Below are 19,523 nucleotides of genomic sequence, written 5' to 3'. Positions count from 1 at the left end.
CGTCGCGATATATGCTTTTCTGATATTTATTATCACTTAACAATCTTTCATCACCTCATTCGCTTACGTCAGGATATCGCAGCGCAAACGATCCGGCGTACAGGTATGACGACGTATCCGGGTCGCCACTTTTTAGACCAAGGAACGCCCATGGAACAACGCCGAATTGAAGGCAAAAGCCACTGGTATCATGAGACACAGTCCAGTACATATCCGCAAGATGTTCTACCGTTGGTGCCAGAAGCCGCACACGTCGAGGACCGATTTTTGCTGGATCTGACGATACCTGCCGTTGCGCTTTTACCCTTTCAGTCCTGGTTAGAACCTGCCCGTAAACTTGCTCACCTTCTCTTCCCTGTGCATGTTGCTCTGGACTCCATGCACACGTTTAGCGCCTATGAGCGTATGAGTACCGCCTTAACCGTCGCACAGGTTTGTGGCGTGCAGCGTTTATGTAATCATTATGCTGCACGTCTGACTCCCCTTCCTGGCCCTAATTCATCCAGGGAAAGCAACCACCGACTGGCGCAAATCACCCAATATGCTCGCCAGCTCGCCAGCTCTCCGGCCGTCATAGGCTCACGCGATCGCCAGCATCTGGAGGCGGTTGGCCTCACGACCAGCGACAGTATGCTGATGAATCAAATCATTGGCTTTGTCGGCTTTCAGGCCCGCGTCGTTGCGATGTTTCAGGCGTGGTTTGGCCATCCTGTACGCCGCATTCCTGGCCTCGATATTCAGCAATTTGCCGAGGCATCCCCCTTTAGTGCAGAAGAAGCAAAGTGGCACATCGCCGACATGCCGATTGAAAAACATCTTGCCAGCGCAGAAATACATGTCAGCCATACTCCCATTGTATTGCAAACGCTGAGGCCATTACTGCAACACTCACCTGAAGAACTGGCGTTATTTGAAGTGCTTTTTACCAGCACATTACATAGCGATGTGCAATCACGGGCATTTTCTCTGGCCACACTGCTCACATCGCGGATTAACGGTAGCGTGTCCTGCTTCAATGAGTACGCCCTCTCCGCCACTGAGCTCACTGAGCTTATTACCGTACTTCGCCAGGATGAGCGCCAAATACAGCGCTGGGAGCAACGACATCCGGTTGAGCGCGTCACCCTGCAGGCGGTACAATGGCTAACCCGGGCGCCCGATCGCTTTAGCGCCGCACTGCTTACCCCGTTGCTCGATCAGGGTATATCTTCAGAACAGGCAATCAACGTACTGGCCTGGAGCGGATTGTGCGGATGGTTAAATCGTTTGAAGATCGCGTTGGGCGAGACTTATTAACCGATCCACTTGCTGAAAGAGCGCTTGCTGCGACTGGCAGATTCGCGTAAAACTGTCAGCCGCTCTTTCAGCCACGAAAATAGACAATTATGCTTCAGGACAACCCGCTGCTAGCGCAGCTTAAACAGCAACTACATTCCCAGACGCCACGTGCTGAAGGGGTGGTAAAAGCCACGGAAAAAGGCTTTGGCTTCCTGGAAGTCGATGCACAAAAAAGCTATTTCATTCCACCGCCGCAGATGAAAAAAGTGATGCATGGAGACCGCATTGTGGCGGTTATCCATACGGAAAAAGATCGCGAATCTGCCGAACCGGAAGAACTGATCGAGCCGTTCCTGACGCGCTTCGTGGGCAAAGTTCAGGGTAAGAATGACCGCCTGTCCATTGTGCCGGATCATCCGCTCCTGAAAGATGCCATTCCCTGCCGCGCCGCTCGTGGCGTTGAACATGAATTTAAAGAAGGTGACTGGGCTGTAGCAGAAATGCGCCGCCACCCGCTAAAAGGCGACCGCACCTTCTACGCCGAGTTAACTCAATTTATTACCTTCGCTGACGATCACTTCGTTCCGTGGTGGGTCACACTGGCTCGCCATAATCTGGAAAAAGAAGCACCAGATGGCGTCGCCACTGAGATGCTGGATGAGGGCCTGGTGCGTGAGGACTTAACCGCACTGAACTTCGTCACCATCGACAGCGCCAGTACGCAGGACATGGATGACGCGCTTTACGCTGAAGAACAAACGGATGGTAAATTACAGTTAACCGTCGCGATTGCCGATCCTACCGCCTGGATTGCTGAAGGCAGTAAGCTGGATAACATTGCAAAAATTCGTGCATTTACCAACTACCTGCCGGGGTTCAACATCCCAATGTTGCCGCGCGAACTTTCTGACGATCTGTGTTCTCTGCGCGCTAACGAAATTCGCCCGGTTCTGGCCTGCCGCATGAGCATCACTGCTGACGGCACGATCGAAGACAATATCACCTTCTTCGCGGCAACAATCGAATCTAAAGCGAAGCTGGTCTATGACAACGTTTCTGACTGGCTTGAAGGCTCAGGTGACTGGCAGCCGGAGAATGACGCAATTGCAGAGCAGATCCGCCTGCTGCATCGTATCTGTCTACGTCGTGGCGAATGGCGCCATAATCATGCTCTGGTATTCAAAGACCGCCCTGATTACCGTTTCGTTCTCGGTGAAAAAGGTGAAGTACTGGATATCGTGGCGGAACCACGCCGCATCGCGAACCGCATTGTGGAAGAGTCCATGATTGCAGCAAACATTTGCGCGGCACGCGTACTGCGCGACAAACTGGGCTTTGGTATTTATAACGTGCATATGGGATTCGATCCGGCTAACGCAGAAGCACTGGCTGCCCTACTGAAAACCCATGGTATGCACGTTGATGCTGAAGAGGTCCTGACACTGGAAGGCTTCTGTAAACTGCGTCGTGAACTGGATGCACAGCCATCCGGTTTTCTTGACAGCCGCATTCGTCGATTCCAGTCCTACGCTGAGATCAGCACCGAGCCAGGTCCGCATTTTGGTCTGGGCCTGGAAGCTTATGCCACCTGGACCTCTCCTATCCGTAAGTATGGCGACATGATTAACCATCGCCTGCTTAAGGCCGTCATCAAAGGTGAGACAATTGCCCGCCCGCAGGATGATACGACTTTGCAGATGGCTGAACGTCGCCGCCTGAACCGCATGGCTGAACGTGATGTGGGTGACTGGCTGTATGCACGTTTTCTGAATGACAAAGCCGGTACCGACACCCGCTTTGCGGCCGAGATTATTGATGTCAGCCGTGGTGGTATGCGTGTACGTTTAATTGATAACGGCGCGGTAGCCTTTATTCCAGCCCCCTTCCTGCACGCAGTTCGTGATGAACTGGTGTGTAGCCAGGAAAGTGGGACGGTACAAATCAAAGGTGAAGTGGTTTACAAAGTTACCGATGTCATTGACGTCACCATCGCCGAAGTGCGGATGGAAACCCGCAGCGTCATCGCGCGCCCTGCCGTATAATACGCATTAGCTCAACGACCTTTCTCTTTTGTGAAAGGTCGTTTTCTTTTTTCCCGCCCAATTGTCTGCCACGCACTACACTTCTTTCATCCAGTCAGATTTATTTTTGACTATTTTCAGTTCGCCAGCTTTGCTTTTTCCTGAATCTGGATTACACATAAATATATAAATAAAACAATACGTTCAGCCATCATTACCCTTTGAATCATGGCTACCCTTACTTTTGAGGCTCTATGCGCTTTAAACGGGATAGTACACATCATGAAAGACGTCCGGGAGCTGGTTACGTTGTATAGCTATGTGGGCACCCATAACCCCTACTGGCGTTTGTCAGAGGATTGCAACATCCTGCATTTCTCTATTGACGAAGCGGCAGAAACGAACCAGAACATCGAATTATCATCTGAGCAAGCCGACCGCATTCGGGAGATGACGGTCATCACGTCAAGCCTGTTAATGACACTGTCGATTGAAGACGACGATATCCCTGTTCACCTGGTTGGGCGGAAAATCAATAAACGCGAATGGGCCGGAAGTGCATCCGCCTGGGATGATACCCCTTCGGTCGCCCGTGATTTGGCACAAGGCCTTTCTTTTGCCGAACAGGTGGTATCTGAAGCCAACTCCGTTATTGTCATCCTTGATCGCATGGGCAACATTCAGCGTTTTAATCGCCTGTGTGAGGAATATACCGGACTCAAAGAACGCGAAGTGATTGGTCAAAGTGTCTTCACGCTGTTTATGAGTCGACGTGAAGCCGCAGCCTCCAGACGCAACATCGATGTTTTCTTTCGCGAAGGCAACTCATATGAAGTCGAACGTTGGGTGAAGACCTGTAAAGGTCAGCGACTGTTTCTGTTTCGCAATAAATTTGTGCACAACGGCAGCGGTAAGAACGAAATATTTCTGATCTGCTCAGGTACCGATATCACCGAAGAACGGCGTGCTCAGGAACGCCTGAGAGTTCTGGCAAATACCGACTCCATTACCGGATTACCTAATCGGAATGCGATTCATGAACTGATTACTGAAGCAATTGATAATGCAGGAGATACCCAGGTTGGTATTGTGTACCTCGATCTGGATAACTTCAAAAAAGTAAATGATGCCTACGGGCATATGTTCGGCGATCAACTGTTGCAAAGCGTATCGCTGGCGATTCTCAGCTGTCTTGATGATAACCAGTTACTGGCCCGTTTTGGTGGCGATGAGTTTATTGTCCTTGCGACTCAAACATCTCAAGTGGCGCTGGAAGCTACGGCGTCACGTATTTTGACCCGTTTGCGCCAGCCCTTCCGAATTGGCCTGATTGAGGTTTATACCGGTTGTTCGATTGGAATTTCCCTTGCACCACAGCATGGACACGACTGCGAGAGCGTTATTCGCAATGCCGATACCGCCATGTATACCGCAAAGGAAGGCGGACGTGGGCAATTCTGCGTTTTCTCTCCGGAAATGAACCAGCGAGTATTTGAGTATCTTTGGCTTGATACCAACTTGCGTAAGGCGCTGGAAAACGATCAACTGTTGATTCATTACCAGCCGAAAATAACATGGCGTGGTGAAGTACGTAGTCTGGAGGCGCTGGTGCGCTGGCAGTCCCCTGAACGTGGTCTCATTCCCCCGCTGGAGTTTATCTCCTACGCTGAAGAATCAGGTTTGATTGTGCCGCTGGGGCGCTGGGTTATTCTCGACGTTGTTCGTCAGGTCGCAAAGTGGCGCGATAAAGGGATTAATCTGCGAGTGGCAGTGAACGTTTCTGCTCGCCAGCTTGCCGATCAGACGCTGTTTACCGACCTGAAACAGGTGCTTCACGACCTCAATTTTGAATATTGCCCTATCGATGTCGAATTGACCGAGAGCAGTTTAATTGAAAACGAACAACTGGCACTGTCCGTTATTCAGCAATTTAGCCAGCTTGGGGCACAGATCCATTTAGATGATTTTGGGACGGGTTATTCATCGTTGTCTCAACTGGCCCGCTTCCCACTTGATGCCATTAAACTGGACCAGGCGTTCGTCAGGGATATTCATAAACAACCCATTTCACAGTCGCTGGTGCGCGCCATTGTAGCGGTAGCGCAGGCGCTTAACCTACAGGTGATAGCTGAAGGCGTTGAAAGTACGAAAGAGGATGCCTTTTTGACCAAAAATGGCGTCAATGAACGTCAGGGTTTTTTGTTCGCCAAGCCAATGCCAGCCGCTGCTTTTGAACGTTGGTATAAACGTCATCTGAATAAAAAATTGCGATAACACAACAAGAAAAGTGGAAGGGATAAACGTGAAAAATAGCCAAAAATGGACACTGCGTGATGATCATATCTGTATGTAATCACAGAATATATAATATTCTCCAATCATTCATGTTAATACTATTTTTCCCTTCTCTTTTGGCATGAATTTATGCATCATGAAATTCAAACCTTTTTGACATTAGGATGATGACCATGTCTGATATCGACGCACAACGTCTGGCCGAGCGCATTGATACCGTGCTGGATATTCTCGTTGCAGGCGATTACCACTCAGCTATCCATAACCTCGAAATTCTCAAGGCTGAACTGTTAGATACGGTCAAAGAGGATGCCGCGTCTGTGTCAAAAAAACCGAAGGCCCCGTGGGAGATCTGATGACCTTACTCACGTTATGTCGCTGTAGCCATCAGATTTCAGATAACACAGCTACCGTTTAATTCCCGATACGATATCGCTATAAAAATTAATACTATGAATTCCCGACAACAATCTATTTTGCAGATGGTGACTGATAAAGGTCAGATGAGCGTGGCCGATCTGGCTAAAATCACCGGTGTATCCGAAGTGACGATTCGACAGGATCTGAACACACTGGAAAAACAGAGTTACTTGCGCCGTGCGCACGGTTTTGCGGTTTCACTGAACAGTGATGATGTCGAAACGCGTATGATGACCAATTTCACCCTTAAACGTGAACTGGCCGAATTTGCGGCGTCGCTGGTCAATCCAGGAGAATCCGTCTTTATTGAAAATGGCAGCAGCAATGCACTGCTGGCCAGAACGCTGGCGGAACAAAAAGATGTCACCATCATCACGGTCAGTAGCTACATCGCGCACCTGCTCAAAGAAACGCCGTGTGAAGTCATTCTCCTCGGTGGGATCTATCAGAAAAAAAGCGAAAGCATGGTCGGACCATTGACTCGCCAATTTATTCAGCAGGTACATTTCAGTAAAGCCTTTATTGGTATTGATGGCTGGCAGGCCGACACCGGCTTCACCGGGCGTGATATGATGCGCTCTGATGTGGTTAATGCGGTTCTGGAAAAAGGCGCTGAGGTGATTGTACTCACCGATAGTTCTAAATTTGAGGCCATTCATCCCTACACGCTGGGCCCGTTGGACAGATTCAGTCGCGTAGTCACAGACTCCAGACTCAGCGCCAGTGTGCAAATGCAACTTGAACACTCGGGTTTAACCGTCAATATCATTGATGCCCACGCATAATACTTCATCAGATGATTTGTCTGCGGGCAGATCATCTTCTCTCTGAGACTTATCCGACAGTCCAATTAAGACTTTTTACCTGTCGTTAACAGGATAAAGTCGTAGAATTAATGTTAGCGATATAACAGGAGCGAACAGTCACCTCAGGATTTGATTGTAATGCCCTGCGCTAAACGGTTTCGCGGAAATATCTTTAGCCGTCCTATTTTGGCGCTATCATTAAAGTGAACTGGATTCCGTGATTCAATAATTCAGGAGAAAGTATTATGTTAGTAACGAGCAAAAAAATGACCGCTGCCATTCTGGCGATTACACTAGCAATGTCTTTGAGTGCCTGCTCTAACTGGTCCAAACGTGACCGTAACACTGCAATCGGTGCAGGTGCAGGTGCGATAGGCGGTGCAGTCCTGACTGACGGCAGCACGCTGGGTACGCTGGGTGGTGCTGCAGTGGGTGGTATTATCGGCCACCAGGTGGGTAAATAATTTACGGTTGAACGGCTCGATATAATAATACGTTTACTTTTTCAGGTTTGTATTATTAGAAAAGCCACGGAGAATATCCGTGGCTTTTTTTATTAGCCGCCTGCCAGCTTAACTTTCATTCCTTTAGCTTCCAGCAGCGATTTTATCAGGTCGCGTTTATCACCCTGAATTTCAATGACGCCGTCCTTCACTGCACCGCCACAACCACATTTTTTCTTCAGCTCTGCGGCTAATTTAACCAGCGCTGCGTCATCTTGATCAATACCGGTAATCAGGCAAACGCCCTTACCTTTACGACCGCTGGTCTGACGCTGGATGCGAACAATGCCATCGCCCTTCGGACGCTCTGCTACCACTCTGGGTTCATCAATTCGCCCGGACTCAGTTGAATAAACCAGTCGAGAGTTTGAGTCGCTCATTTATGCACCTCGATTCAGAGAGGCGTTGATCATCTTCAGCGTTTGCGCCGGATCTACCGACTGCGTGACTGGACGACCAATCACCATGTAATCCACACCAGCGGCCAGCGCCTGCTGTGGCGTCATAATACGGCGCTGGTCACCCGCTTCACTACCTTCAGGACGAATGCCTGGCGTCACCAGCTTAAATGCCTGACCGAACGCCTGCCTGAACCTCACCGCTTCTTGTGCCGAGCATACTACCCCGTCCAACCCACAATTTTGCGTCAAACAAGCCAACTTTTCTGCATGCTCCGCAGGTGACAACGTCACACCAAGATCGGCAAGGTCACTGGCTTCCATACTGGTCAGGACCGTCACTGCAATTAACAGTGGCGCATCTTTACCAAAAGGCAGTAAGGCTTCGCGGGCGGCGGTCATCATTCGTGCCCCACCGGAAGCATGCACGTTTACCATCCAGACGCCAAGGTCGGCTGCTGCCGCGACGGCATGTGCCGTGGTGTTGGGAATATCATGAAATTTCAAATCCAGAAAGACGTCGAAACCACGCTGTTGCAGATCCCGAACCAACTGAGGTCCAAAAAGTGTGAACATCTCTTTGCCCACTTTCAAACGGCAATCACGGGGATCAATTCTGTCGACAAAAGCTAACGCCTTATCACGATTTGAGTAATCCAACGCGACAACAACGGGAGAATCAGTAGCAGCACGGGAAGAAGATGAAGCAGTAAACGTCATGACCAGACCTTCTTGATGATGGGCGCACGAACGGCGCAAAATGGGTAAACGGCGTGCATTCTACCTGTGGTAATAGAAAATTAACAGGCGCGTTTACATTTCTGCGAAGCGATGTCGCGCAGGCGCCTGGGCGTTGGATGAAAAAAAATAAACAAGTATGTTGTAACTAAAAAAGGTTTTTTTAAAAATTAGAGCCCGTCCAGTCCACGAATGGGCTTAATGGTTGACCAGGAGCGGCACGATGGGCAGTGCCAGTACAGCGAATAAGCAGTAAACCCGCACTTCTGGCAACGATAGCGCGGCTTGCTACGCACTTGCTCACCAACCATATCGCGCAGAACCATCAGACTCTCTTTTGCGCGCCCTTCTTCCGCTTCATTAAGGTGGTAATCCATCAGCTTATGGAACACGCGCATCGTCGGGTGACGTTGCAACTGACGGGTAATATAAACCTGCGCAGTATCAGTGCCCTCACGCGCCTCAAGAATATCAGCCAGCATCAACTCAGCGGCAGCACCGGTGTTTTCTTCGACCGCACGGCGTAAAAACTCCGCCCATTCATCGTTTTTGCCCAGCTGTTGATAGCAGCTCTGAAGCATTTCCAGCGTTTCACTGACCAGCTCTTTATCCTGGGAGATCACACGTTGCAGGCATTCAACGGCCTTCGCGTAATCGCCCTTCAGCATGTAAACGCGCCCCATCATAATCGAGACACGAGCACTGTTTTTGTCTGCGGCGGCGCCTTTTTTCAGCAATGCCATGGCGCGATCCATATCGTCGCTGCCCATTTGCTGCAAGGCCAGTTCACAGTAAAAATGCGCGATTTCAATACGCTGATTATCTTTGCCGAGTTTCACCAGACGTTCTGCAACATCAATGGCTTTTTGCCATTCGCTGGTTGCCTGATAGATTTGCAACAGTTGTTGCAATGCCCCCACACGGAAATCCGTTTCATCAGTCAGCTGATTGAACATGTCTTCCGCACGGTCGTACAGCCCGGCAGCCATGTAATCACGTCCTAACTGCTGTACAGCCAACAAACGTTGCTCGTAAGTCAGCGAAGCACTTTCCATGAGGGTTTGGTGGATACGGATAGCGCGGTCAACTTCACCGCGTGAGCGGAACAGGTTTCCGAGGGTGAGATGAGCCTCAACGGTGCCGGTATCCTCTTTCAACATATCGAGGAACAGATCTACCGCTTTATCTTGTTGGTTGCTCAGGAGGAAGTTAACCCCGGCGACATAGTCGCGCGAAAGACGGTTAGCTTCATCCTGCTTTGTTTGTTGCGCACTTCTGCGACCCATATACCACCCATAGGCAGCGGCTACAGGTAAAAGCAGAAACAACAACTCCAACATAAATAATTATTCCTTCACAACCGACGAGTCGGCAGTTACCGCAACGTCGGTCGCAGGCGCAAGCTGGTTTTCCAGGCGTTTAATTTTACGTTCGGCACGCGCAAGAGACACACGGACCTTCAGCCAGAAGAGGCCGCAAATTAACCAACCAATCGCAAAACCTGCAGCAAACAATACAGCAAGCAGCGTAGAGATACGATACTCACCCTGAGCTAGCAGGTAATTAAACGTAACCTGTTGATCGTTTTGCGCACCCAATGTCACCGAAATAACAAAAATCGCCAACACCAGTAAGAAAATGAGTAAATATTTCACATTACTTCCCGTTATGTGGTTTGAGCGAATAAATCGTGTACAACTTACCGCGTTAAGCCCTTTAAATTACCATTTTCACGACGAGTGCGAAACGGAAAAGCGCCCTACGCGGTATGATTTGAGGGCTAAATTTGAAAAATCAATCACGGTCTGCGTCATTGCTCACGCTGCGCTATTTCCTTTATCTCCTGGACGGGAGGTGTTAGAGGTCCACATACTCGCTGTGCAAGCCATGTTGCCAGCGTAACCAGCAGCCACGAAATCAGCGTCGCAACAACCAAATCGCGCGGCCAGTGCATGCCCAGAAGCAAACGACTCCCCATGACGCCAGTAGCCCAGACGAGTAAGAAAACAATCGTCAGCGTGCGCCTGCGTGGCCATAACAACCCGACCCCCAGTAACGCCCAACTGGCAGCAAACAGGGTATGCCCTGAAGGAAAAGCAAAACCGGTCTCTTTTTGCCAGTGCTTACGTAAAAAAGATGGAATATCCTGCTGCCCGGACAACTGATCTTTTACTAAGTGCCCGCGGTCTTTACGTTTTAAAGTGTAGAACTCATCTACCGGAACATGGTGCGTTTTTTCCAGCCACAGAACAAATGGTCGGGGCTCCTGCACCCTCTCTTTAACCCAGGATTTCACCCCCTGGCCAATTAAGATAGCCGCCGCCAGGATCGCAAATAGCATAACCGCGGCCTTCAGACGAAATCGCAGGCACCACAAAAACCACGCACAGAGAACAACATGGGTGATAATTCCCCAGGGTTGCGTCACCGTTTCAGTTACCCAGTATAAGGATTTTAACCACCAGACATTCTGCCCAGGCTGCCAGCTCCAGCCGGATATCCATACAGAAACCGGCATAATCAGTAACAGTACTGCGCCTACAGTGGTTCGCTTGGCAATAGACAGCATTGCTTCTCCTTTCGTCGATAAGTCCCACAATCATAACTGAAAAATCCACACACCGGGAAAATTGACAATTTTGTGCCATTCGAAAATGAATGCGTTGCTGCAATTAGGTGAACACCCTTGCCTTATGGCAAAATAGTTCCATACAGAAGCCAACAGGCGACGGCACGCACAGTGCCAGCATAATCTGGAGAATTACATGCAGCTTAAACGTGTGGCAGAAGCCAAACTGCCAACCCCCTGGGGTGATTTCCTGATGGTGGGATTTGAAGAACTGGCAACCGGACACGATCATGTCGCACTGGTTTTTGGCGATATTTCAGGTCAGACGCCTGTTCTGGCACGTGTTCATTCCGAATGTCTGACCGGCGATGCGCTGTTCAGCCTGCGTTGCGATTGTGGCTTCCAGCTGGAAGCGGCGCTCACGCATATCGCTGAAGAAGGGCGCGGTATTCTGCTCTACCATCGTCAGGAAGGACGTAACATCGGCCTGCTGAATAAGATCCGCGCCTATGCGTTGCAGGATCAGGGTTATGACACCGTCGAAGCCAACCATCAGTTAGGCTTTGCGGCGGACGAGCGTGATTTCACCTTGTGTGCTGATATGTTCAAATTATTGGGCGTGGATGAAGTCCGTCTGCTGACCAATAACCCGAAGAAAGTGGAAATTCTGACAGAAGCTGGGATCAATATTGTGGAGCGTGTGCCACTCATTGTTGGCCGTAACCCGAAGAATGAACACTATCTGGATACCAAAGCCGCTAAAATGGGGCATCTGCTAAGCGAGTGACATTCCCGCTTGCTGACGATGCAAAAAGCCTGCTTGCGCAGGCTTTTTTATAATTTAATTCAACATATTACGAATAACATAGTGCAAAATACCATCGTTTTGGTAATAGGTCAGCTCTGTCGCGGTATCAATACGGCAGCGACACGAAATCACCTCTTTGCGACCATCCGCACGGACCATATTCACCGGAATGGTCGCTCCGGGTTTAATATTTTGTAAGTCCGTAATATCAATGAGTTCCTCTCCGGTTAAGCCCAAGGTTTTACGTGTAACCCCCTGCGGAAACTCCAGAGGCAGGATCCCCATGCCAATGAGGTTAGAACGGTGAATTCGCTCAAAGGACTCGGCGATCACTACGCGAATACCCAACAAACGCGGGCCTTTCGCAGCCCAGTCCCGACTGGAACCCGACCCATACTCCTTACCGGCAACAATCGCCAGCGGGGTCTTCTCTTGCTGGTATTGCATGGCGGCGTCATAGATAGCCATCACTTCTGTACCTGGCAAATGACGCGTCATCCCCCCTTCCACACCCGGTACCATTTCGTTACGGATACGGATATTGGCAAACGTACCACGCATCATTACTTCGTGGTTTCCGCGGCGAGAACCGTAGGAGTTAAAATCTTTACGCTCGACACCGTGGTTTTGCAAATAACGCCCGGCCGGGCTATCTGGCTTGATACTCCCCGCAGGAGAAATATGATCGGTGGTGACGGAATCGCCCAGCATCGCCAGGATACGTGCACCATGGATATCCTGCACCGGGTCCGGCTTCGCCTGCATACCATCAAAGAACGGTGATAAACGGATGTAGGTTGAGTCCGACTGCCAGCCATAGGTATCTGCACGATCAACATTAATCAACTTCCATTCCGGCGTGCCTTCGAACACCTCGGCATACTCTTTATGGAACATCTCAGTAGAGACCTGTTCCACAGCACGGGCGATTTCCTGCGCACTCGGCCAGATATCTTTCAGATAGACAGGATCGCCTTTTCTGTCATGACCCAGCGGCTCTCTCGTCAGATCAATGTTCATATTCCCGGCCAGCGCATACGCCACCACCAGCGGCGGAGAAGCCAGCCAGTTTGTTTTCACCAGCGGGTGGATACGCCCTTCAAAGTTACGATTGCCAGAAAGCACCGCCCCTACCGTCAGATCCCCTTTTTTAATCGCCGTTTCAATAGGATCAGGTAACGGGCCAGAGTTGCCGATACAGGTCGTACAGCCATAACCAACAAGGTTAAAACCCAGCTCATCAAGGTACGGGGTCAGTTTTGCCTGCGCCAGGTAATCAGAAACGACTTTTGACCCAGGTGCCAGCGACGCTTTCACCCACGGCTGGCGCTTCAGACCAAGCGTGACCGCTTTTTTCGCCAGCAATCCAGCCGCCATCAGAACGCTGGGATTCGACGTGTTGGTACATGACGTGATCGCTGCAATCACTACGGCACCATCCGGTAGCTGATATTGATGACCGCTCATTACATAGCCGACCGGCTGACGATCTTTTTGCGAGCTATTCACTTCAAGTTCATTACTCGCCGCGAATGCTTTCGGTACATCACCCAATGCAACACGATCCTGTGGGCGCTTCGGCCCGGCCAGGCTGGCTTCCACAGTGCCCATGTCCAGCTCCAGTGAACTGGTAAACACAGGCTCATCACCTGGGTTACGCCACATCCCCTGTGCCTTAGCATAAGCACCGACTAATTCAACCTGCTCTTCACTACGCCCGCTCAGACGCATGTACTCAAGCGTTACCCCGTCAATCGGGAAAAAACCGCAGGTTGCGCCGTATTCCGGCGACATATTAGCAATGGTCGCCCGGTCAGCGAGCGGCAGGCTGTCCAGCCCATCACCATAGAACTCAACAAACTTACCGACCACACCGTGTTTACGCAGCATCTGAGTGACGGTCAGTACCAGATCGGTAGCGGTGATCCCTTCACGAAGTTTACCAACGAGTTTGAAGCCTACGACATCCGGAATCAGCATTGAAACCGGTTGCCCCAGCATGGCGGCCTCTGCTTCAATCCCTCCCACACCCCAGCCCAGCACACCGAGACCATTAATCATCGTGGTATGGGAATCGGTACCGACCAGCGTGTCGGGGTAAGCTACCCACTCGCCGTTTTGCAACTCACTCCACACCGCTTTGCCCAGGTATTCGAGGTTTACCTGGTGGCAAATTCCTGTTCCCGGTGGAACGACACTGAATCGGCTAAAAGCCTGCTGCCCCCATTTAAGGAACACATAGCGCTCATGGTTGCGCTCCATTTCCAGTCGAACGTTTTCTTCAAAAGCATCATCGTCACCAAAACGATCGACCGTAACGGAGTGATCAATAACCAGATCAACAGGTGAAAGCGGGTTTACTTTTGCTGTATCCCCACCAAGGCGTTTAACCGCTTCGCGCATGGCAGCCAGGTCGACCACCGCCGGAACGCCGGTAAAGTCCTGCATGAGAACGCGAGCGGGTCGGTAGGCAATTTCGCGATCGGCATGAGCTGTATTCAGCCATTGCGCCAGAGCATGAATATCTTCTTCGGTAACAGAATCACCGTCCTGCCAGCGAAGCAGGTTTTCCAGCAATACTTTTAGTGATTTAGGCAAGCGGGTGATATCACCCAGTGATTTGGCAGCCAGGGGCAAACTGTAGTAGCGGTAGGTTTTATCTTTAACCTGCAATGTGTCCTTACTGGCTTCTCGTAGGGTAGACGACATAGCTCCTCCTTAAATGACAGGGTTGGATCCCCTGACTCTCCTCAGGGTTAGTATTAAAGATAACACAAACAAAATGTAACGCTTTGATAACAACTCAAATTGATAAAAGAGGAGTACGACAAAAAGGTAACGAACGATGCAAGTGGCGGGGAATAAGATTGAAGTACGGTAAATGAACAGACCCAATACATCGATGCAACCGACAATACACTGTTTAGATGGCTTACCACGATTGCGATGTGATTATTCATACTGAATTACATAAGCACGTTAATACTTATTATTATAAAAAACGTATTGCTTATTGTTCTTGCTTATCATCTTCAATAAACAGATCAATAAATGCCCGTTGTTCAGGTGAAAGATCCCACGAAGCGGGAATATCCTGCTTATTTTCTACAACGTTTTCATTCGCTTGCTCATTATCATGATGAGCAGGTGTAACAGTGGACTGTTGTTCCTGTGTGGACATCAATTACCCCCACACTTTCCAGACCACCAGAGCAACCACGATCCAGAACACGGCGGAGCCCAGAAACACGGTGAACCATGCTTTACGTTTCATCGCGGGATCTCTGCGCGCAGGCTGGTTTCCAGAAGGCATTGCTAACCTCAAACTATCGAAATCACTTATCATTTAGGCACCAAACAATCGGTACAATTAATCATCAGATAAGAGGAATCCTAATAAAAACATCCTGAAAAAGCCAGATAATTTTCGAACCCAGCTTTATAAATAACTTAATTGTTTGATCGGTTATAAATATTTGAAAGGGATTTTGGCAGACTTACTCATTTGCAACGACTTTGGAGAATATTTTCCATAAACAATATAAGGATAATAGACAAATAATAAATCATGAATACATTCAATCGCCCCGCTGGTATGGCTGGAGAACCAGGATACCAACGAGGCAACTTGCGTTATTATTTCTCTGGCAATTTAATATCTTTGAACATAGCTTCAATGTCATCGTTGGAACGCAACGCCACCGCCGTATCCACCACATCGCGTGTCAGATGCGGTGCGAAACGCTGAATAAAATCATACATGTAGCTGCGTAAAAACGTGCTGCGACGAAAACCAATTTTAGTGGTGCTGTGACTGAAAATATCATGAGCATCAACACGCACCAGATCCGGATCAGAAATAGGATCCACTGCCATGCTGGCAATCACGCCGACACCCAGCCCCAGTCGGACATAGGTTTTTATCACATCAGCATCGGTTGCCGTAAAAACAATACGCGGCTCAAGACCCGCACGATTAAACGCGGTATCCAGTTCTGAGCGACCCGTAAAACCAAAGGTGTAAGTCACCAACGGATATTGCGCCAGCTCTTCAATGGATACGGATGCTTTACCCGCCAACGGATGGTCTGGTGTAACAACAATCGAACGGTTCCAGTGATAGCATGGCAGCATCACCAGATCATCGTACAGATGCAGTGCTTCCGTCGCGATGGCAAAATCAGCATTCCCTTTCGAAACAGCCTCGGCAATTTGCGTCGGCGATCCCTGATGCATATGCAACGAAACGCGAGGATAACGCTCAATAAAACCTTTAATCACGTTAGGCAGCGCGTAACGCGCCTGTGTGTGCGTGGTAGCAATATACAACGAACCTTTGTCGGGCCAGGTATGTTCACCAGCAACCGACTTAATGGCATCCACTTTAGACAAGACTTCGCGGGCAATACGAATCACTTCCTGCCCTGCTGGCGTCACCTGCGTCAAGTGCTTGCCGCTACGGGCAAAAATCTGGATGCCAAGCTCATCTTCCAGCATACGAACTTGCTTACTGATCCCTGGCTGGGAGGTATAGAGTCCTTCGGCCGTTGAGGAGACATTAAGGTTGTGGTTTACCACCTCAACGATATAGCGAAGCTGCTGTAATTTCATGTTAAGCCATCCAGAATTGTGCCATCAGAACATCGTTTAAAAGCAGACTCACACGCGCTGCTAATACGATTTAATAATAAAAAGCCTGTCAACTATAACCACTATATCATTTATATGTGCGCTGTATAGGTATGACAAAAAATAATACGTCGCAAACAAAAAGGGCCGCTTACGCGACCCTTTGAGGAGAAATTCAGCCAGAACGCTGTTATTTCTTACCTTCTACCCATTTACCGTCAACAAAAAATGCAGACCACCCGGTTGCTTTACCGTCTTTTTCCGCAGCGACATATTGCTGCTTAGTTTTACGGCTAAAACGAACCATCGACTTATTACCCTCGGGGTCCGTCTGCGGCGCATCGGCCAGGTAACGCAGTTTTTCCGGCAGACGATCGCGGAAGCGATACAACTCTTCCACTAATGGCGCACGGGTCTCACGTGATTTCGGGAAGGTGTTAGCGGCAAGGAAAATACCTGCTGCACCGTCACGCAACACGAAATACGCGTCTGATTTTTCACACGGCAGTTCCGGCAACGGAACAGGATCTTCTTTCGGCGGAGCCACTTCGCCGTTACGCAGGATCTTACGGGTGTTTTTACACTCGTCGTTAGTACATGCCATGTATTTACCGAAACGCCCCATTTTCAGGTGCATTTCAGAACCACATTTCTCGCACTCAACGATAGGACCGTCATAACCCTTAATGCGGAACTCGCCCTCTTCGATCTCGTATCCATCGCAGGTCGGGTTGTTACCACAGACATGCAGCTTACGTTTTGGATCGATGAGATAGCTGTCCATCGCCGTACCACACTTCTGGCAGCGACGCTTCGCGCGCAAGGCGTTAGTTTCAGCGTCATCCCCTTCCAGTACGTTCAGGACTTCATTCTCCGGCACCAGGTTAATCGTGGTTTTGCAACGCTCTTTCGGTGAAAGCGCATAGCCGGAACACCCAAGGAATACACCGGTGCTGGCGGTACGGATACCCATCTTGCGCCCACATGTCGGACAATCAATGCTGGTCAGTACCATCTGGTTCGGGCGCATGCCGCCTTCTTCGGGATCTTTCTCGGCTTTATCCAACTGCTGAGTAAAATCACTGAAGAAGTTGTCGAGCACACCTTTCCACTCGGCTTCGTGGTTCGCTACCTGGTCAAGGCTGTCTTCCATCTGCGCGGTGAAATCGTAGTTCATCAATTCGCGGAAGTTTTCTTCCAGACGATCGGTGACAATTTCACCCATTTTTTCAGCGTAGAAGCGACGGTTCTCAACGCGAACGTAGCCGCGATCCTGAATTGTAGAGATGATCGAGGCATACGTTGATGGACGACCAATCCCCCGTTTCTCAAGTTCTTTAACCAACGAGGCTTCACTGAAGCGCGCAGGTGGCTTGGTAAAGTGTTGAGCGGGTGTCAGCTCGACAAGCGTCAGTAGATCACCTTTATCCACGGCCGGTAAGATGCGATCTTCATCACCTTTACGCAGTGCAGGCATCACTTTTGTCCAGCCATCGAAACGCAGAATACGACCACGTGCTTTCAGGCGAAAATCACCCGCGCCCACGGTTAACGTAGTGGAGTCGTATTTCGCTGGCGTCATCTGACAGGCAACAAACTGGCGCCAAATCAGTTGATACAGTTTTTGGGCATCGGCTTCCATATCTTTCAGCGATTCCGCCTGAACAGCGACATCAGAAGGACGGATAGCTTCGTGCGCTTCCTGCGAATTCTCTTTGCTGGCATACTGGTTTGCGCTTTCTGGCAGGTACTTCTTGCCAAAATTATCGCTAATGTAATCACGGACCATCGTCACAGCATCCTGACTCAGGTTGGTGGAATCAGTACGCATATAGGTGATATAACCCGCTTCATACAAGCGCTGTGCCATCATCATGGTTTTCTTCACGCCAAAGCCCAGACGCGTGCTGGCAGCCTGCTGTAACGTGGAAGTGATAAAGGGGGCACCCGGCTTGCTGCTGGTTGGCTTATCTTCGCGTTCCAGAACGCTATAACGTGCTTTTTCCAGCAGGCTTACTGCCGCGAGTGTTTGCTCGCGATTAACCGGACGGAACGGTTTATCGTTCTGGTGAGTGACTTCCAGCGGCAATGCTTCACCGGCAGGTGTCGTGGTATTGGCATCGATCTCCCAGAACTCTTCGGGTACGAATGCTTTAATTTCACGCTCACGCTCAACAACCAGACGCACAGCTACTGACTGTACTCGACCGGCAGACAGGCCACGGGCAATTTTTTTCCACAGCAGCGGCGACACCATATAGCCGACAACGCGGTCCATAAAGCGACGAGCCTGTTGTGCATTAACGCGGTCGATGTTCAGCTCGCCCGGTTTTTCAAACGCCTGACGAATAGCGTTTTTAGTAATTTCGTTAAACACCACGCGGCTGTAGCGGGTGTCGTCGCCACCGATAACTTCCCGCAGGTGCCAGGCAATGGCTTCCCCTTCGCGGTCAAGGTCGGTTGCGAGATAGATGTGGTCGGCTTTTTCAGCCAGTTGTTTCAGTTCAGAGACAACTTTCTCTTTACCAGGCAGCACTTCATAGCGCGCATCCCAGTTGTGCCACGGGTCAACGCCCATGCGGTTGACGAGAGCGCCACGTTCATCCTTTTTGGGCTTTTTAGCCGTTTTGGTGGAGGTTGAGTCGGCGCTCTTTTTAGTTGCTGAGCCACTGGTCGGCAAATCACGGATATGACCGACGCTGGATTTCACCACGTAGTCATTACCCAGATACTTGTTGATCGTTTTGGCTTTTGCCGGGGACTCAACGATGACAAGAGCTTTACCCATATTCACCTTTACCTAATTTGATTCTTCCAGAATACGTCGCACGTTGATTCACCTTCCACTGGCGACGAGACATCGATATGGTCTCTGTGTCGGCAGATATCAACCCCTTAAACTGATTCGCGCTTGTAATGTAACTCTCATGTAACTGAGTTAACAGGCTTTTTCGCACGCAACCGCTATAGCGCGACGGAGTATTGGTCGAATGTCAAGCAAATCTGTTGCCAGATTGACGAAAGCGTCACACTGTACCTGATAAAATGCGTTACGCAA

17 protein-coding genes are annotated in these 19,523 nt (G+C 49.9%); 7 read left to right on the top strand and 10 right to left on the bottom strand.

Translation table 11 applies throughout. The features are described from left to right. Positions 1–150 precede the first annotated feature (150 nt). From ACLJXE_RS11480 to osmB, 6 genes are all read left to right on the top strand, one after another. Positions 151–1,296, top strand: a complete 1,146-nt coding sequence (locus ACLJXE_RS11480; protein WP_410750901.1) for a CMD domain-containing protein — start codon at positions 151–153, stop codon at positions 1,294–1,296. An 89-nt stretch (positions 1,297–1,385) separates the two neighbouring features. Continuing rightward, positions 1,386–3,320 (top strand): exoribonuclease II, encoded by a 1,935-nt coding sequence (locus tag ACLJXE_RS11475; RefSeq protein ID WP_410750900.1) that lies wholly within the window; start codon positions 1,386–1,388, stop codon positions 3,318–3,320. A gap of 261 nt (positions 3,321–3,581) precedes the next feature. Next, positions 3,582–5,573: a cyclic di-GMP phosphodiesterase gene (gene pdeR, locus ACLJXE_RS11470; RefSeq protein ID WP_410750899.1), complete on the top strand. Its 1,992-nt coding sequence runs from the start codon at positions 3,582–3,584 to the stop codon at positions 5,571–5,573. Between the two features lie 194 nt (positions 5,574–5,767). Then, positions 5,768–5,950, top strand: coding sequence for a hypothetical protein (locus ACLJXE_RS11465; RefSeq protein WP_202038524.1), 183 nt, complete (start codon positions 5,768–5,770; stop codon positions 5,948–5,950). A 96-nt stretch (positions 5,951–6,046) separates the two neighbouring features. Continuing rightward, positions 6,047–6,799, top strand: coding sequence for a DNA-binding transcriptional regulator YciT (locus ACLJXE_RS11460; RefSeq protein ID WP_286630972.1), 753 nt, complete (start codon positions 6,047–6,049; stop codon positions 6,797–6,799). Between the two features lie 266 nt (positions 6,800–7,065). Beyond that, entirely contained in the window at positions 7,066–7,284 is a 219-nt protein-coding gene (gene osmB, locus ACLJXE_RS11455; RefSeq protein WP_003020583.1) for an osmotically-inducible lipoprotein OsmB, read from the top strand. Positions 7,285–7,376: 92 nt separating this feature from the next. On the opposite strand, the gene yciH is transcribed toward osmB, so the two are convergent. The 5 genes from yciH to pgpB all read right to left on the bottom strand — a co-directional run bounded on the left by yciH (position 7,377) and on the right by pgpB (position 11,028). Next, positions 7,377–7,703: a stress response translation initiation inhibitor YciH gene (gene yciH, locus ACLJXE_RS11450; protein WP_048211503.1), complete on the bottom strand. Its 327-nt coding sequence runs from the start codon at positions 7,701–7,703 to the stop codon at positions 7,377–7,379. Further along, positions 7,704–8,441: an orotidine-5'-phosphate decarboxylase gene (pyrF, locus tag ACLJXE_RS11445; protein ID WP_410750898.1), complete on the bottom strand. Its 738-nt coding sequence runs from the start codon at positions 8,439–8,441 to the stop codon at positions 7,704–7,706. It abuts the gene before it with no gap. A gap of 188 nt (positions 8,442–8,629) precedes the next feature. Next, positions 8,630–9,799, bottom strand: a complete 1,170-nt coding sequence (gene lapB / locus ACLJXE_RS11440) for a lipopolysaccharide assembly protein LapB (RefSeq protein ID WP_005126454.1) — start codon at positions 9,797–9,799, stop codon at positions 8,630–8,632. Between the two features lie 6 nt (positions 9,800–9,805). Next, positions 9,806–10,114: a LapA family protein gene (locus tag ACLJXE_RS11435; RefSeq protein ID WP_005126452.1), complete on the bottom strand. Its 309-nt coding sequence runs from the start codon at positions 10,112–10,114 to the stop codon at positions 9,806–9,808. A gap of 155 nt (positions 10,115–10,269) precedes the next feature. Continuing rightward, complete coding sequence (gene pgpB / locus ACLJXE_RS11430) at positions 10,270–11,028, bottom strand: phosphatidylglycerophosphatase B (protein ID WP_410750897.1); 759 nt, start codon at positions 11,026–11,028, stop codon at positions 10,270–10,272. 196 nt (positions 11,029–11,224) lie between these two features. Between pgpB and ribA the strand changes: the two genes are divergently transcribed. After that, positions 11,225–11,815 (top strand): GTP cyclohydrolase II, encoded by a 591-nt coding sequence (gene ribA, locus ACLJXE_RS11425; protein WP_005126450.1) that lies wholly within the window; start codon positions 11,225–11,227, stop codon positions 11,813–11,815. A 54-nt stretch (positions 11,816–11,869) separates the two neighbouring features. Here the strand turns inward: ribA and acnA are convergent, their stop codons facing one another. The 5 genes from acnA to topA all read right to left on the bottom strand — a co-directional run bounded on the left by acnA (position 11,870) and on the right by topA (position 19,253). Beyond that, positions 11,870–14,545, bottom strand: a complete 2,676-nt coding sequence (acnA, locus tag ACLJXE_RS11420; protein ID WP_410750896.1) for an aconitate hydratase AcnA — start codon at positions 14,543–14,545, stop codon at positions 11,870–11,872. A gap of 301 nt (positions 14,546–14,846) precedes the next feature. Beyond that, positions 14,847–15,017, bottom strand: a complete 171-nt coding sequence (locus ACLJXE_RS11415; protein ID WP_410750895.1) for a hypothetical protein — start codon at positions 15,015–15,017, stop codon at positions 14,847–14,849. Between the two features lie 3 nt (positions 15,018–15,020). After that, entirely contained in the window at positions 15,021–15,161 is a 141-nt protein-coding gene (locus tag ACLJXE_RS11410; RefSeq protein ID WP_249357519.1) for a YmiA family putative membrane protein, read from the bottom strand. Positions 15,162–15,472: 311 nt separating this feature from the next. Continuing rightward, positions 15,473–16,447, bottom strand: a complete 975-nt coding sequence (cysB, locus tag ACLJXE_RS11405) for an HTH-type transcriptional regulator CysB (protein WP_005126442.1) — start codon at positions 16,445–16,447, stop codon at positions 15,473–15,475. A 208-nt stretch (positions 16,448–16,655) separates the two neighbouring features. Continuing rightward, entirely contained in the window at positions 16,656–19,253 is a 2,598-nt protein-coding gene (topA, locus tag ACLJXE_RS11400) for a type I DNA topoisomerase (RefSeq protein WP_410750894.1), read from the bottom strand. Positions 19,254–19,523 lie beyond the last annotated feature (270 nt).

The sequence above is a fragment of the Citrobacter sp. U14242 genome, assembly GCF_046555775.1.
Taxonomy (GTDB): domain Bacteria; phylum Pseudomonadota; class Gammaproteobacteria; order Enterobacterales; family Enterobacteriaceae; genus Citrobacter.
Note: the sequence above shows the minus strand (reverse complement) of the source record. Positions and strands in the feature narration are given on the sequence as shown.